The organism is Micromonospora noduli (assembly GCF_003264365.1).
GTDB classification, from domain to species: domain Bacteria; phylum Actinomycetota; class Actinomycetes; order Mycobacteriales; family Micromonosporaceae; genus Micromonospora; species Micromonospora noduli.
Map to the genome: position 1 here is coordinate 1 of NZ_PYAK01000009.1, position 14,812 is coordinate 14,812.

At 72.6% G+C, this 14,812-nt stretch carries 19 protein-coding genes and 1 pseudogene; 6 read left to right on the plus strand and 14 right to left on the minus strand.

Features of this window, described 5'->3' with window-relative positions:
* Positions 1-2,286: diguanylate cyclase (locus GUI43_RS09460; RefSeq protein ID WP_211326668.1), on the minus strand; the 2,286-nt coding region annotated here is incomplete at its 3' end.
* Between the two features lie 85 nt (positions 2,287-2,371).
* Between GUI43_RS09460 and GUI43_RS09465 the strand changes: the two genes are divergently transcribed.
* On the plus strand, positions 2,372-3,049 hold the full coding sequence (locus GUI43_RS09465; RefSeq protein WP_112698567.1) for a 5-formyltetrahydrofolate cyclo-ligase: 678 nt from the start codon (positions 2,372-2,374) through the stop codon (positions 3,047-3,049).
* A pseudogene (locus GUI43_RS34485) lies at positions 3,046-3,252 on the plus strand (FmdB family zinc ribbon protein); the annotation flags it as partial. The gene GUI43_RS09465 and the pseudogene GUI43_RS34485, both read left to right, overlap by 4 nt.
* Before the next feature lie 14 nt (positions 3,253-3,266).
* Here GUI43_RS34485 and GUI43_RS34490 read toward each other — a convergent pair.
* Positions 3,267-3,497, minus strand: a complete 231-nt coding sequence (locus GUI43_RS34490; protein WP_225855171.1) for a hypothetical protein — start codon at positions 3,495-3,497, stop codon at positions 3,267-3,269.
* 312 nt (positions 3,498-3,809) lie between these two features.
* On the opposite strand from GUI43_RS34490, the gene GUI43_RS09475 reads away from it, so the two are divergent.
* A complete protein-coding gene (locus tag GUI43_RS09475; protein WP_249037691.1) occupies positions 3,810-4,004 on the plus strand; it encodes a hypothetical protein in 195 nt (64 codons plus the stop codon).
* A gap of 19 nt (positions 4,005-4,023) precedes the next feature.
* Here GUI43_RS09475 and GUI43_RS09480 read toward each other — a convergent pair whose 3' ends face one another.
* Entirely contained in the window at positions 4,024-4,206 is a 183-nt protein-coding gene (locus GUI43_RS09480; RefSeq protein ID WP_112698653.1) for a hypothetical protein, read from the minus strand.
* Between the two features lie 105 nt (positions 4,207-4,311).
* Here GUI43_RS09480 and GUI43_RS09485 point away from each other — a divergent pair, with 105 nt between their 5' ends.
* Complete coding sequence (locus tag GUI43_RS09485; protein ID WP_112698654.1) at positions 4,312-4,659, plus strand: hypothetical protein; 348 nt, start codon at positions 4,312-4,314, stop codon at positions 4,657-4,659.
* A 236-nt stretch (positions 4,660-4,895) separates the two neighbouring features.
* Here GUI43_RS09485 and GUI43_RS09490 read toward each other — a convergent pair whose 3' ends face one another.
* Positions 4,896-5,378 carry a DUF2231 domain-containing protein gene (locus GUI43_RS09490; RefSeq protein ID WP_091397283.1) on the minus strand — a complete coding sequence of 161 codons (483 nt, stop codon included), beginning with the start codon at positions 5,376-5,378 and terminating at the stop codon, positions 4,896-4,898.
* A 201-nt stretch (positions 5,379-5,579) separates the two neighbouring features.
* On the opposite strand from GUI43_RS09490, the gene GUI43_RS09495 reads away from it, so the two are divergent.
* On the plus strand, positions 5,580-6,008 hold the full coding sequence (locus tag GUI43_RS09495; RefSeq protein ID WP_112581661.1) for a Fur family transcriptional regulator: 429 nt from the start codon (positions 5,580-5,582) through the stop codon (positions 6,006-6,008).
* Positions 6,009-6,068: 60 nt separating this feature from the next.
* A complete protein-coding gene (locus tag GUI43_RS09500; RefSeq protein WP_112698568.1) occupies positions 6,069-6,932 on the plus strand; it encodes an oxygenase MpaB family protein in 864 nt (287 codons plus the stop codon).
* 20 nt (positions 6,933-6,952) lie between these two features.
* Here GUI43_RS09500 and GUI43_RS09505 read toward each other — a convergent pair whose 3' ends face one another.
* The 10 genes from GUI43_RS09505 to GUI43_RS09545 all read right to left on the minus strand — a co-directional run bounded on the left by GUI43_RS09505 (position 6,953) and on the right by GUI43_RS09545 (position 14,769).
* Positions 6,953-7,903, minus strand: a complete 951-nt coding sequence (locus tag GUI43_RS09505; RefSeq protein WP_373861852.1) for a RecB family exonuclease — start codon at positions 7,901-7,903, stop codon at positions 6,953-6,955.
* A gap of 13 nt (positions 7,904-7,916) precedes the next feature.
* Positions 7,917-8,531: a MarC family protein gene (locus GUI43_RS09510; protein ID WP_091394729.1), complete on the minus strand. Its 615-nt coding sequence runs from the start codon at positions 8,529-8,531 to the stop codon at positions 7,917-7,919.
* A 41-nt stretch (positions 8,532-8,572) separates the two neighbouring features.
* Entirely contained in the window at positions 8,573-9,445 is an 873-nt protein-coding gene (locus tag GUI43_RS09515; protein WP_112698569.1) for a PHP domain-containing protein, read from the minus strand.
* Between the two features lie 53 nt (positions 9,446-9,498).
* The gene (locus tag GUI43_RS09520) at positions 9,499-10,761 is read right to left on the minus strand and encodes a hypothetical protein (protein ID WP_112604095.1); all 1,263 of its coding nucleotides are present in this window, start codon (positions 10,759-10,761) and stop codon (positions 9,499-9,501) included.
* Positions 10,758-11,540, minus strand: coding sequence for a SigE family RNA polymerase sigma factor (locus GUI43_RS09525; RefSeq protein ID WP_112581666.1), 783 nt, complete (start codon positions 11,538-11,540; stop codon positions 10,758-10,760). The genes GUI43_RS09520 and GUI43_RS09525 overlap by 4 nt, the downstream gene beginning before the upstream one ends.
* Before the next feature lie 103 nt (positions 11,541-11,643).
* Positions 11,644-12,519: a PH domain-containing protein gene (locus GUI43_RS09530; RefSeq protein ID WP_088951386.1), complete on the minus strand. Its 876-nt coding sequence runs from the start codon at positions 12,517-12,519 to the stop codon at positions 11,644-11,646.
* 6 nt (positions 12,520-12,525) lie between these two features.
* The gene (locus GUI43_RS33810) at positions 12,526-12,684 is read right to left on the minus strand and encodes a hypothetical protein (RefSeq protein ID WP_007455302.1); all 159 of its coding nucleotides are present in this window, start codon (positions 12,682-12,684) and stop codon (positions 12,526-12,528) included.
* 116 nt (positions 12,685-12,800) lie between these two features.
* Complete coding sequence (locus GUI43_RS09535) at positions 12,801-13,547, minus strand: DUF6758 family protein (protein ID WP_346265195.1); 747 nt, start codon at positions 13,545-13,547, stop codon at positions 12,801-12,803.
* 10 nt (positions 13,548-13,557) lie between these two features.
* Entirely contained in the window at positions 13,558-14,181 is a 624-nt protein-coding gene (locus GUI43_RS09540; RefSeq protein ID WP_112581851.1) for a TrmH family RNA methyltransferase, read from the minus strand.
* 51 nt (positions 14,182-14,232) lie between these two features.
* Positions 14,233-14,769 carry a hypothetical protein gene (locus GUI43_RS09545; protein ID WP_181518623.1) on the minus strand — a complete coding sequence of 179 codons (537 nt, stop codon included), beginning with the start codon at positions 14,767-14,769 and terminating at the stop codon, positions 14,233-14,235.
* Positions 14,770-14,812: the final 43 nt, after the last annotated feature.

The window sequence follows — 14,812 nt, forward strand, 5'->3', positions numbered from 1 at the left end:
CGCGTCCGGGCCGGCCCGCGCCGCGCCCGTCGCGCTGTCCGGCGTGTCGTCGGCCGAATCCGGTCGGGCGTGCGCCGGGCCCGCCAGCGATGATTCCGGTACGCCCACCGCCGGGTCGGACCGGGCGGGCCCGCCCGGCTCCCGGCTGGCCTGCACCGGCTGGCCGGCGCGCGGCAGCCCGTCGGGTGGGCTCACCGCACACGCGAGCACGGGAATTTCCCGGGTCGGCAGATCCGAGCGCACCTCGGCGACCCGGTACGTGTCGCGGCCCGCCGCCTTGGCCGCGTAGAGCGCGTCGTCGGCGGCCTCCAGCACCTCCCGCCCGGTGCTGCCGTGGTCCGGGAAGACGGCGATGCCCACCGACACGGTCACCAGGACCGGCCCGGCGTACGCCTCGACGGCGATGGGCGTGTCGCGCACCGCCGCGCCGAGCCGCTCGGCCACGATCGCCGCGCCCCGCGCGTCGGTCTCCGGCAGCAGCAGCACGAACTCCTCACCACCCTGGCGGAAGGCCAGGTCGACCTCACGGATCTCCCCGCGCACCCGCCGGGCGAACTCGGCCAGGACGGTGTCCCCCGCGGCGTGCCCGTAGGTGTCGTTGACGTCCTTGAACCGGTCCAGGTCCAATGCGAGGACGCTGAGCATCCGCCCGAAGCGGCTGGCCCGTTCCACCTCCCGCCGGATCGACTCGCGCAGGTAGCGGTAGTTCCACAGCCCGGTGAGCGGGTCGGTGAGGGAGAGCCGCTGCGCCTCCTCGTGCACCCGGACGTTGTCCACCGCGACGGCCGCATGACCGGCGAAAGTGCGCAGGGTGGCCAGGTCTTCGTCGTCGAACTCGTCGGCGCCCAGCCGGTCGTAGAGAGCCAGCACGCCGAGCGCGGCCGCCGCGTCCGCCTCGTCGACCGACCCGGAGGGTCCGCCGATGGTGGCCGTGGCACCGCCGGCCGGGGCGGCGAACGGAACCGCGACGTAGGTGCGGCAGTGTGGCTCGCCCGTTGGTGCCTCGGTCGGCTCCGCCCTGCCCCGCTGCGGTTCCCCGGTGGCCGCGACCTCACCGACCACGCCGACGCCGACCGGCACCCGGAGCGTCTGCGACCCGTCCGCCTCCTCGGCCGGCCAGCGCCCGTCCAACCCCTCGGTGCACTGCGCGACGAGCACCCCGCCGGTCTCCACCAGCAGTACGGCACCGGCACGCGCGCCGGTCGCCCCGATGGCACTGCGCAGGATCACCCGCAGGATGCGTTGCAGGTCGTGCGTGCTGGCCAGCGTGTCGCCGAGCACCGCGAGATGCCCGCGCAGCTGATCCCGGTTGCTGGTCAACGCCGCGACGTAGGAGCCGGTCTCCCGGGTCATCCGGTTGAACGCGGCGGCCAACCGTCCCAACTCGTCGCGACTGCGTACCGGCACCCGGGCGGTCAGGTCACCCTGGGCCACCCGGTCGACAGCACCGGCCAGCTCCGCCAGCGGCCGGGTGGTCACCCGGGCCAGCCGCCAGGCGGTCAGCACCGCGAGCAGCCCGGCCAGCACGACCACCCCGAGAAGCGTGGCGTGCAGCCCCGGTGGCCGTTCACTGGGCACGGAGAGCACCAGTGGCAGCGGCTGCGCGTCGGAGGGCCGGAGCCTGCGCACGTACCGGCCCTCGTTGGTCTCGGTGACCTGCTCGCCCCGGACGCCGACGGCTGCGGCCAGCACCGCGTCGCGGACGTCACGGGACTCGGTCGTGTGGGTGACCCGCGCGGCGCTCGCCCCACTGTCGAGCAGGGTGACCGCCACCCCGGTCACCGCCGCCAGCCGGGCCACGAAGGCCGGGTCGACCAGTTGCGCGGCGGTCACAGTGCCCAGCCGGGTGCCGGCGCGGTCGTGCAGGTCGACCTGGGCCGCCAGCGCACGGACCGGGCCGGCCGAGCCTGGGTTCGAGCCCCCGTTCGCGCCCTCGGTCGAGCCGGCGCAGTCCTGCCACGGGGTCGACGGCGCACCGGGCGACAGGTAGGTGACCTGGCCGGCCACGTCGGTGACCAGCACCGCGGCGGCCAGACCCCGGCCGACCAGTTGCGCGGCGGCGACGGCCGGGTCGGCGGTGAGCGCCACCGCGTCGGCGGTGGCGCGTAGCTGCTGGCAGAGCGCGTCGAGCGAGGTACGAACGGTGGACGCCGCCACCGCCAGGCGCTCGGTGGAGCGGCTGCGGTCGACCGCCGCGAGGGTGGAGGCGACGAAGAGCGCGCCGAGCAGGACCGGCCCGAGCACCACCACGAGGAAGGCTGCCGTCAACCGCCCGCGTAGCGTCACTCGGTCCCCCCGGAAGTTCCGCCTCCGTTGCTTGCGATGCTGACACAGTGCAACCGTGGGAGAGGCGTTGCGTCAGGAGTGTTGCGTGCCGGAATTTTCTGATGAAGCGGAAGTGACCCGGATGGCGAAGCGGGACGCCCGCGTCGAGCTGCTCGCTCGCCGCCGGTCGCTGCCCGTCGCCACCCGGGCAGCCGCCGCCGGGCGCGTGCAGGCCGAGCTGGTAGCACTGGTACGCCGGCTGCGCCCGCACCGGATGACGGCGTACGTGCCGGTCGGCTCCGAACCGGGCGGCGGCGACCTGCCCGAGGTGCTGCGGGCGGCCCTGCCGGCGGACGCCGAGTTGCTGCTGCCGGTGCTCCTCGCCGACCTGGATCTGGACTGGGCGGCCTATACCGGGCCGGATGCCTTGATCGCGGCGGGACGGGGTATCCGAGAACCGGTCGGTGCCCGCCTCGGGGTGACCGCCGTGGCGCACGCGGAACTCGTTGTCGTACCGGCTCTCGCGGTCGACCGCCACGGTCGGCGGCTCGGGCGCGGCGGCGGCTCGTACGACCGCGCACTCGCCCGGGTACCCGAGGCGGCCGTGACGGTGGTGCCGCTGCACGATGGTGAGCTGGTCGAGGCGCTGCCGGCAGAGCCCCACGACCGTCGGGTGCGCGCAGTCGTCACTCCCGCCGACGGGGTGCGTACGCTTGACGGCGGCCCGGGTGCGGCGCGCGGTGTCGCGCCCCACACGTCCGCTGGACGAACCCGGGGCGAATGACGCACCATTGGCACTCGAATACGTCGAGTGCCAACTGGCTGAGCCCAGATCCGGAGGAGAACGTGCCCACGTACCAGTACGCCTGCACCACGTGCGGTCAGCAGCTCGAGGCGGTGCAGTCCTTCTCTGACGAGCCGTTGACCGAGTGCCCGGCGTGTCAGGGGCGGCTGCGCAAGGTCTTCAACTCGGTCGGCATTGTCTTCAAGGGTTCGGGCTTCTACCGCACCGACTCCCGGGCTTCCGGTTCCGAGACGACCGCCGGCGGCACGGCCACCAAGCCGGCGAAGTCCGAGTCGTCCTCCGGTGACAGCTCGTCGTCCTCGTCGTCCTCGTCGGGGTCCTCGTCCTCGTCCGGGTCGTCCTCGGGCTCGTCGTCCTCCTCGGGGTCGTCTTCCGGGTCGTCCTCGGGTGGATCGGGCGGCGGCAAGGCGGCGGCGGCAAGTTCCACGTCCTGATCGCCGAGGCCCGACCCCCACGGGTCGGGCCTCGATCAACTCGGTCGCCCCCTCAGCACGCGGGTTGATCCACTCGGGTTCCAGGAAGTCGGCCTGTCCCCGTCGCTCTGACCACCCGGTTTCCGTGATCGCGAGTTGATCAAGGCAGGTGCCTTAGCAGGTCGAGGCGGCGGATGGGCGTTATCCACAGGCCGCGCGGTTGTCCACAGGCGTCGGCCAGAGGGTCAGTCGAGGCGGCGAAAACTGCCTAGCCTGCCGTCCATGGGTGCCACTGCGGCGCTCGGGGACGGGAGGCGGCAGAGGCGATGGTCGATCCGGATTCCGCGCGGGCGTTGCGCCCGCTGCGCCAGCTCACTCTGCCCGGCGGGCGCACCCTGCTCCGGGCCGGTCTGGTCGCCGCGCTGCTCGGCCTGGCCGCCGCAGTCCTGCACACCCCGACCGGATGCCCGCCGGCCGCCGTGCCCTCCGACGCGCCATCGGTGGCCGACGACACGCGGTGAGCTGGTTGAGCCGCCGGGGTCAGTCCCAGTGCGGGGGACGTTCGGCGAGCAACCAGTCGTCGTTGCCGCCGGACCGCTCGCCCCAACCACGGTCGGTGTCGTCAGAGGTCTGCTCGGGCAGCACCACGAAGTCTTCGCTCAGGTCGACGGCGCGGTCGTCGTCTCCAGGTGCGCCGTGCGTGCCGGGGTCTTCGGTGCTCACGAGCGGCAAGACTAGCGCAGCCGACGACGGTAGACCTGACCGTCGACCGTGGCACGCCGGCCAGAAGCGACCGGGCCGCCGGTGGCGTTGGTAGCGTCGGACGGCGTGACGACCCCCAGCGGTGGCAGCACCTCGGACGACTACTGGCGACGGCCCGACACCGACGACGACGCCGCGGCGGACGAACCTCCCGCCGCGCCCGCGGCCACACCGCCGGCCGGGGGTCCTGCCACCGGATACTCCGGCCCGCCGCCGAGCGTGGCGCCGCCGGCGGGTTGGCGTCCACCCGTACATCTGCAGCCGGCGCCGCCACGACAGTTGCCGCCGCAGGACATGGCCGACCTGGACGCGGCCGAGCAGCGCTCGCAGCGGGTCACCTACGGCTTCGGCGCGGCGGCCGGCGTGGTGCTGCTGGTTCTACTCTGCCTGCTCTGCTCGCGAGTGATCTTCTGATCCTCAGCCCTGGGCAGCAGCGACACTGGCTTGGAGGAACAGGCCCGGGAGCGCAACCTCCAGCATGCGTGTTGGCTGGCCTGGCACGTCGATGTGCTGTTGAGCCGCATACCTCAGAGTCATATTCATACCTCTGAGGTATACCGCTCAATACCGTGTCCGCCCCGACGGAGGCGACCGCCGGCTGCGCCCACAGCCCCAGCCAGGCCAGTGCAGTCGATCAGTAGGGCAGCAGCTCAGAGGGTGGTGCCCCAAACCGTCTCGGCACCGGAGTGGCCGGTCAGATAGACGTAGACCAGGGCGGCAATGGAAAGCCCCACGGCCGCTACCGCCAGCACCGGGATGACCAGCGCGGGCAGCTGCGGCACCCGGGGGTGCCCACTCGTCGCCACGAGCAGCAGGATGGCCACGATCCCGAGCGGCACCACGACGCGCAACAGGATGTCACCGTAGCGGGAGTGCTCGAAGATCTGATCGAGGATCGGCCCCTGGAAGCCCCGGGCCACCAGCGCGTCGGTGAGCGCCTCACCCGACTTGACCGCGACGTAGGCGGTCACCGGCGCGGCCACGGCGAGGAGGCCCAGGGCCCAGTCCAGCCGGTGCCGCCACCGCGGTAGTCCCACGTACGCGATGGCCAGCACCGCCAGCAGCGGCACGAACACGACGACCGCGTGGATTACCAGGACATGCACCGGTAGACCCAGGATCTCCTCGAACATCGAACCCTCCAGGTGGATCATGGTCAGGGGTGGTCAGCCTATGGTCCGCCGATCGTCCCCAGGCTCTCGACCGGTGACACGCGCGCCGCGTCGATCGGGTTCATCCTCTGGGCCGTACTCCCGATCTTGCCTGGCTGTGTCGGTGGCCACCCGGAGCGGGCGACGGTTGTCGATGTGGGTCGGGCGTGTTGTCATTGGCCAATGTCGGGTGCCGAGGAGCTGCTGCGGTCGAGGGGCCTGCGTGTCACGCGGCCACGCCTCGCGGTGCTCGACGTGCTGGCCGGCGGCGGCCACCTGGAGGTCGACGAGATCACCCGGCGGGTTCGCGAACGCCTCGACTCGGTCTCCACCCAGGCGGTCTACGACGTGCTGGGCGCGCTGTCCCGGGCCGGGCTGTCACGCCGGATCGAGCCGGCAGGCAGTCCCGCCCGCTATGAGGCACGGGTGGGCGACAATCACCACCACGTGGTCTGCCGGGGCTGCGGCGAGATCGCCGACATCGACTGCGCGGTGGGCAGCGCCCCGTGCCTGGAGCCGAACAGCGCGCACGGGTTCGAGGTGGACGAGGCCGAAGTGACCTTCTGGGGTCTCTGCCCGGGCTGTCGGGCCCGCCGCTCCGCCGACGTCTGATCAGCGGCACCGGTTGGCACGTGACCGGCGAGGTCGGCCCCACCGTGGCACTCTTGAGCGGTGGACTCCGATGACCTCGGCCTTTTCGGTCCGGGTTCGGTCACGTGGAAGGTGCACGAGGAGCCGATCCTGATCGTCGCCGGCCTGCGCTCGCTCTACCTCCAGGCGTTGCACCCCCGGGCCATGGCCGGGGTCGCGCAGAACAGCAACTACCGCACCGACGCCTGGGGCCGGCTGGTCCGCACCGCGACCTACGTGGCGACCACCGTCTACGGGACCACCGCCGAGGCGGAGGCCGCCGGGGCCCGACTGCGTCGTCTGCACGACCGGATGCGGGCCACCGACACGCTCACCGGTGAGCAGTTCCGGATCGACGAACCAGACCTGCTGCGCTGGGTGCACGTGACCGAGGTCGAGTCGTTCCTGAGCACGGCCCGACGCGCCGGGCTGCCGCTGACCGACGACGAGGTGGACGGCTACTACACCGAGCAGCGCCGCGCCGCCGCCCTGGTCGGCCTGGACCCGGCCACCGTCCCGGGCACCGCCGCCGAGGTCGCGGACTACTACGAGGCAGTACGGCCACAGTTGCGGATGACCCGGGAGGCCGCCGAGACAGCGGTGTTCCTCACCGCCCCGCCGCTGCCGTGGAAGCTCAGCCTGCCGGTCCGGTTGGGACTGACGCTGGGCCCGCCACGTTGGGCGTACCTGGGAATCGCCAGCACCGCGTTCGCGCTGCTGCCGACGTGGGCACGCCGGATGTACGGAGGTCTCGGTCTACCGACCACCGCGCTGTCGGCGGACCTGACCGTGCGCGCGCTGCGGCTCGCGTTCGCTGCCGTCCCTCGCCGTTACCTGGAGGGGCCGTTGATCCAGGCGGCCAAGGAGCGGGCCGCGCGGCACGCCGCCGCCTCGCTGGCCGGTTGACCCGACCCTCGACAGCGGGATCAGCCGCCGGCCGGCCGGTCCATGGCCGCCCACGGCTCCTTGCCCGGGGCCTGCGCGCCCGTCGGGCAGTGCCGCCGGAAGTCGCACCAGCCACAGCGCGGGCTGGGCGCCACCGGGAAAGCCTCGTCCGCGTCGGCGCCGTCGGCGACTGCCCGCTCGGCGGCCATGATGTCGCGGGCTGTCTCTTCCGCGCGGGTCAGTTGTCGGGCCAGCGACTCGACGGTGTGGTCGTGGCCGGCGACCGTGCCGGTCGGCAGGTGGTGCAGCTCCACCCGGCGGCACGGCCGACGGAACACACGCTCGGCGGCGTACGCGTAGAGCGCCAGCGCCTGCGAGCCCCGGGCGTCGTCGGTGTCCAGCCCGGTGCGGCCGGTCTTGTAGTCGACGATGACCAGCTCCGGCCCCTCGGGGCCGGGCCGCGAGTCGATGCGGTCGGCGCGACCGTTGAACGCCAACACCGCGGTCTTGACCGCCACCACCCGCTCCACGCCGAGCGGGTCGGAATCCGGCTCCAGCGTCTCGACGTACGCCTCCAGCCATCCCAACGCCCGCCGGTAGGCGGCCCGCTCCTGCTCATCGTCGCGGTAGCCCTCGCGGACCCAGGTGCCCTTGAGCAGCGTGGCCAGCGCCTCGGGACGCCGCCGGTCGGCGGGCAGCGCATACCAGTTCTTCAGGGCGGTGTGCACGCTGGCGCCGAGCGAGTTGTGCGCCCACGGGGGGCCCTTGGGTGGGGCGGGCCGGTCGACGTAGGAGTAGCGGTAGCGACGCGGGCAGTCCGCGTACGTGCCGAGCCTGCTCGGGGTGCAGACGAACAACCGCTCCGGCATGCCCTCGAAGCCGAGCTGCTCGGCGTCGCCGGCGCGCTGCCGCGGGGCCCGGCCGCCGGCGGCCGGCCGCCCCGCTGATGAGGATCGTCGCACGCCTGAGATCCTGCCATCCACCTCCGACATCGCGCGCGTGCCGTCAGGCCATGTTCACGTACTGCGTGACGAAGGCGGCCACCGCGTCGGCGATGAGCTGCACGGCGATCGCGGCCAGCAGCAGGCCGGCGATCCGGGTCAGCACCTCGATCCCGCCCGGACGGAGGATCTTCACGATGCCGCCGGAGAAGCGCAGGACGATCCAGACGGCGACCATCACGGCGAGGATCGCCACGGCGATGGCGCTGAACTCTCCCAGCCCGTCGGCCTGCTGGACGAAGAGCATGGTGGCCACGATGGCGCCCGGGCCGGCCAGCAACGGCGTGCCCAGCGGCACCAGCGCGATGTTGGAGGTGACCTGCTGGCTCGGGTCGTCGGCCTTGCCGGTCAGCAGTTCCAGGGCGACGAGCACGAGCAGGAGCCCACCGGCCGCCTGCAACGCCGGCAGGTCCACGTGCAGGTAGTCGAGCAGGGTCTGCCCCGCCACCGCGAAGATCACGATGACGCCGAGCGCCAACGCGACGGCCTGCCAGGCTGCCCGGTTACGGTCACGGGCGGGCAGCGGGCCGGTCAGCGCCAGGAAGATCGGCATCATGCCCGGCGGGTCGGTGATCACCAGCAGGGTCACGAAAACCTCGCCGAACAGCTTCAGATCCACGTGATCAACCTAGCCGCGCCACGATGGGCGAAATACCCGGATCAGCCCGAAGCGACCTCGGTCACCCCCTCGGCGACGATCCGCTCGTACGCCTCGACGCTGGTGCTGAAAGCGCCGAGCTGGACGGTCTTGTGGGTGCCGTGAAAATCCGAGGAGCCGGTGACGAGCAGACCCAGCTCGGCGGCGAGCGCCCGCACGTGTTCCCGCTCGGCCGGGCTGTGGTCCTCGTGGTCCGTTTCGAGCCCGGCGAGCCCGGCGGCGGCCAGCTCGGCGATCAGCTCGTCGGGCACCACCCGGCCACGTCGGGTGGCGCGCGGGTGGGCGAAGACCGGCACGCCTCCGGCCTCCCGGACCAGTCGAACGGCCCGGAACACGTCGATGTCCTCCTTGGGCAGCCGGTACCGCTCGCCCAGCCAGTCCGGGCCGAACGCCTCCCGGATGCTGTCGACCAGGCCGGCGCGGATGAGTGCCTGCGCGATGTGCGGACGTCCCACGGTGCCGCCACCCGCGCCGGCCAGGATGTCCGGCCAGTTCACGTCGATGCCGTCGGCCCGCAGGAGGCCGACCATCCGTTCGCCGCGCTCCTCCCGGGCGGCCCGGACCCGCGCCAGCTCGGCCACCAGCTCCGGGTGGTCCGGATCGAACAGGTACGCGAGCAGGTGCAGCGGCACCGCCGGCTGCGCACCGGACCAGCGACACGACAACTCGGCGCCCCGGATCAGACGCAGACCTGGCGGCAGCGCGCCCACGGCCGGCGTCCAGCCGGCCGTGGTGTCGTGGTCGGTGATCGCCAGCACGTCCAGCCCGGCGTCGAAGGCCGCGCCGACCAGCTCGGCCGGGGTCAGCGTGCCGTCGCTGGCTGTCGAGTGGGCGTGCAGGTCGATCCGGGGGGCGGAGTCGGTACGCGAGGTCACCGCCCGACGTTACCGAGGAAACAGCGAGCCCGGCTCACATGGGCCACCCGGGGTCAGAAGCCCTGCACCAGGATCGGCCGCTCTCCGGGCGGCACGCCGGGCACCGCAGCGGGGCTGGCGGGCTTTCCCGCCCGCACCTGGCCGACGTCGACCCGGACCAGCTCGCCGGTGCCGTCGAGGTAGGAGGCCTGGGTCCCGTCGCTCCACACGACCGCCCCGGTCATCGGCGGCCCGGCCGCAACGGCGGTCGCCGCCGGCCCGAGCCGCTGCAGGTCGACCAGCAGGGACCGACCGGCGGTGCCGCTCCCACCGTTGACCAGCAGCCAACGGCCGTCCGGCGAGACCCCGCCGACGCCGTCCCGGCTCAGGTCTGGACCGCAGCCGGTGCGTACCGGGTCCAGGCGACGTGTCGGGGCGAGGATGGCGAGGCAGGTCCGGCCCGGATCGGTCGTGGTGACCTGCCCGACGAGCCGCCCGTCGGGCAGCCGCCCGTACACGTTGAGGCTCTTCTGGTCGATGGCCTCGGGCAATGGCCCCGCACCGGGCCGCCAGAGGGTGTGACCGGCGCTGGCCGGGTCGAGCCGGACCAGCACGCTGTCAGCGACGAACCGGACGGGCTCCGCCGCCGCCGGCACCGGGGTGCGCACCGCCCCGATGAGTTGGGTACCGACCACGCCCGCCACCAGCAGATCGTCCCCGTCGCGCCAGGCGACCTGGAGGCTGTCCGGGGCCAGGACGATCGCGCCGGCACCGGCCAGCAGCACCTGCACCAGGCCGTCGTCCTGCACCACCCACAGGGAGCGTCCTGCGGTGCTCGGCGCGCCGACCACCAGCCAACCGCCGCCGCTGGGCAGCGGCTGGACGTGTTCGGCCGGCCCCACGTCGGGCAGCACCAGCCGCCGTCCGTCGGCGTTGACAAGCGTCTCACTGAAGACGAGGGAGGCCGACGTCTTGGGCGAGGGGGCCGAGCCGGGAACGCTGGCCGTCGGGAGCGGCCGGTTGGTCGGGCCCGGGTCGCCGATCACGACGATGGGTGAGCCGTCCCGCCTGGTCTCGGCACCGAGCTGGGCCATGCCGGCGCTGAGCAGCACTGTGGTGACCGCCGCGAGGGCGAGGCCGGCGGCGTTGCGTCGACGCCGGATCCGATTCGCGCGGCGGATGGCCTGACCGGCCGGATCGACGCTCAGTGGGCGGGCAACGGCGACCTGGTGCGAGAGTGTCTCCCGCACCGCACCTTCCAGCTCGTCAGGCCGCACCTGGTATGAACGCTGCGGGCCGTCCGTCAGGTTGTCGCGCCCGCCCGGGAACTGACTCACTGCTGTTCCCCGGAGCCCGTGCCGACGGGCACGGCCGCCGGGGCGGTGGGTAGTACGACCTGCTGGCTGATCGCACGCGGCACGGCGGCGCGGGGAGCGGCCGGTCGGGGCACGGGTCGGCCAGCCGCCCGTTCGGGACGGGGTGTGGCAGCGGCACCGGTGGCCGGGACTCGCCCGGTCCGGGAACCCGAGCCCGTCGTCCGGCGGGCGGCACCGGTCGCGGCCCCTGCACCGGCGGGAGCGACCGACCGGCCGGCGATGCCGGCGGCGGCTGCGAGCTCCGGTGCGTCCGCGCCCAGTCGCCGACGGAGCGTGGCGAGCGCCCGGGACGCCTGGCTCTTCACCGTGCCCGGTGAGATGTCCAGCATCGCGGCGGTCTGCGCCTCCGACATGTCCTCGTAGTAGCGCAGCACCAGCACTGCCCGCTGCCGGTTGGGCAACTCCCGGAGGTGCCGCCAGAGCAGGTCACGGTCAAGTTGCTGCTCGATCTCGTCGACGCCGGCCCGTTCGGGCAGGACCTCGGTCGGGCGTTCGCCGTGCCAGCGCCGCCGCCACCAACTGGTCGACGTGTTGACCATCACACGCCGGGCGTACGGCTCGACCGCCTCGATGCCGCCGAGCCGCTTCCACGCGAGGTAGGTCTTGGTCAGCGCCGTCTGGAGCAGATCCTCGGCCGTGGCCCAGTCGCCGGTGAGCAGATAAGCGGTGCGTAGGAGCGCGGCGGAGCGGGCCGCGACGAACTCGCGGAACTGCTCCTCCAACGAGTCCTTGCTCGCCACCGCCCACCTCCACACCCCTGCCGTCCTGGCAGAGTGCCACGTCAGGGGCGCTCTGGTCCATGACGAAAGGTGCGCACTTGCTCCGATGTTCGGTCGAAAACCTTCACGCCCCGTCGTCGGCCTTGGCCTCGTCGGCCTCCTTGCCGAGCCGCGCCTCGACGGCCTGAGGCTCGTACATCTCCTCGACGACGCGCAGGTAGAGCTCGTTCGGGTTGGGCAGATTCTTGATCTCGCGGAGCGCCTGCTCCTGGCCGGCGGACTCCAGCACGAAGGTGCCGTAGTTGAGCGCCCGGCCGGTCGGAGTCTGCTCGTACTTCATGTCGGTGACCCGGACCAGCGGCATCATCGCCACCTTGCGGGTGACGATGCCGTTGACCACCATGACCCGCTTGTTCGTCAGGATGAACCGGTCATACCACCAGTCGGCGACCTTCCACGCCACCCAGCCCATGACCGCGAACCACAGCAGCACGGCGATGGTGGTCAACGCGCCGACGTCCTGGCCGGCGAGGAAGCCGGAGAGGTAGCCGAGCACGAAGGTCGCCGCGACGCCGATCAACAGCGGGTTGGTGAGGTGGATCCAGTGTCGCTTCCACTCGCCCCGGTAGCGCTCGGTGGGGAAGAGGTAGCGAGCCACCAGCGAACTGGGCTCGTCTTCCAGGGGCAGCACCCGCCGAGGGGTCGAGCCGGTCGCGTCGGCGCGCAACCCGGCCAGCTCGTCCTCGGAGATCTGCGGTGGCTGGTAGCTGGCCTCCGGATCACGGATCCACCCCCGACCGGAACGACCCTGACCGGCATAGCCGGGCCCGTCGCCGTAGCCGACGTCGTCCGAAAGGGACGGACCGTCGGACAGGCCGGGACCGGCCCCGTAGCCCGGGCCGTCATCAGGCCCGATCCGCGGGATCGGCTCGGTGTCTCGCTCGCGACGTTCCCGGTCGGGGTCGTCCGGGTCGAAGGGTGGACCGGAGGGGCTGCCCATCGGCGGCTAGGCGACGAGGCTGGTGAAGAAGTCGCCAAACCCCTGGGCGATATCCATGATCCCGCCGCCGAGCGACTTGAACACGTCCGCCGCAGAGTTTGGCCGGTAGGCGACGAAGAAGATCAAGAATGCGATTCCGGCCCAGGTGAGGACCTTCTTGACCATGGCGGGCCATCCTCTCGCGCGGCGCCGGGTCCCATTACCGCAGCGGCACCCAGAGTATCAGTGTGGTGTCGTACAGTGAATATCTGCGTCCGTTCTCCGTCAATCCGGAAGAGTTGTCAAGCTCTACCAGGTAGATACGGGGACGGTGCGCCGTACACGAGTTCGGGCGGAGTCCACTCGGTCAGGTCGTGTAGCACGACGTCTTCCGCGAGCAGGTGACCCGCACTCGCCGGCCAGGCTATCGCATGGAGCCACATTCCCCGAGCCTCGCCGGCGTACGCGCTTCGATCCTTTGGTGAATTCACCAACCACAGTGGAGTAGGGTGCCCGCCGACCTTGATCTTCGCCTGTCCGACGTGGTCAGGGTGACCGGACCCCGGGTCGGTCAACGCGTCCACCAACTCCGGTCCCGGATCCGGGCCGGTCAGACCGGCGAGCCGGGTGCCCAGGCCGACACCGGGTTCCTCGGCCACGAAGACCAGATCGGCCGGACCACCACCGAGCGGTGCCGGGCCCGCGCAGGCCACCACTGTCGCCCGCACGCCCGTCCGGTCGTCCCCGGCGTACGCCACGCCGGTGAGTGTCCAACCGGGCGGCAGCGGCCACGGGCACCACAACGGCGTCACCGGCGGATCGCCGGTCGCGGTGATCCGTTCCACCACGCTCGCCACGATGTCCGCTCCGATGTGCTCGGGCACGTGCAACGGCGGCACCGGGCCGCAGCGCACACACCTCGAGTCGGTGTTCATCAGATCCGGCGCCCTTACCGGGCCCCCGCATCTCGGACAACTCACCGCGACACTCACATCCCCACCGTCTCCCCGGACCGCCGGCACGTCAAGCCGGAACGTCCGATTCGGCACCGTACGGGGGTCAGTCCGGTGGCGAACCGGCGTGCGCACGGATCCAGGCGTGCATGGCGATTCCGCTGGCCACGCCCGCGTTGATCGACCTCGTCGAGCCGTACTGGGCGATGGAGTAGAGCTGATCGCAGGCGGCACGGGCCGGCGCGGAGAGGCCGGGCCCCTCCTGACCGAACAGCAGCACGCAGTCCCGCGGCAGGGTGCCGGTCTCCAGCGGACGCGACCCGGGCAGGTTGTCGATGCCGAACACCGGCAGCTGCCGCTCGGCCGCCCAGGCGACGAACTCCTCGATCGTCTCGTGGTGTCGTACGTGCTGGTACCGATCCGTCACCATCGCGCCGCGCCGGTTCCACCGTCGCCGTCCGACGATGTGCACCTCGGCGGCGTTGAACGCGTTGGCGTTGCGCACCACAGTGCCGATGTTGAAGTCGTGCTGCCAGTTCTCGATCGCGACGTGGAAGCCGTGCCGGTGCCGGTCCAGGTCGGCGACGATCGCCTCGTGCCGCCAGTAGCGGTAGCGGTCGACGACGTTGCGCCGGTCCCCCTCCGCCAGCAGTTGCCTGTCGTAACGGGGGTCGTCCGGTGGGTCCCCCGGCCAGGGGCCCACGCCCACCTCAAGCTGGTCGTCGGTCACGGTCATCAGAGGGTACGGACCGCGTCGGCGTCGGCCGCGACGACCTGCCGGTCAGCCCAGGTCGAGGGCGGCACCGAGCCGGTCCAGGAAGCGCCGGTCCGCCGGGCTGGCCGGTGGGTCCGCCCGGCGTGCGCCGGCGCCGGGCACCGCGCGACAGACCCGGGCCGCGACCGACTGCACCCACTGCCGGTACGCGGCCGAGTCGGCGGGGTCGGCCCGCCGCCGGAGGACCCGGCTCGCCGCCCGACAGGCGGCCAGCAGGTCCACCAGGTCGGTGAGCCGCTCAGCGGGTTGCGAGGTGCCGTCGTGGCGGGCGTAGATCGTGGCGACCACCGCGCGGACCAGGTCGCTGTCGGAGGCCCGGCCCGCGGCCACGGCATCCAGGCCGGCCAGGCCGGCCATCACGCCACGCTCCGTCCGGCCAGGACCGGGAGCCGCGGCGGCAACGAGAACCCGACCGGGCAGGCCGGTGAGCAGATCCCACTCGGCGGCGGAGTAGACAGCGGTGGTCAACGGTGCGGCTCGGCGGCCGGCAGAGGACGGCTCTCCCGCTACGGAGTGGCTCATCGGAACCTCCGGCGTCAGCATATGCCCCGCGACGGGCACAGGGCCCCTTCCCCAGCAGACCCGC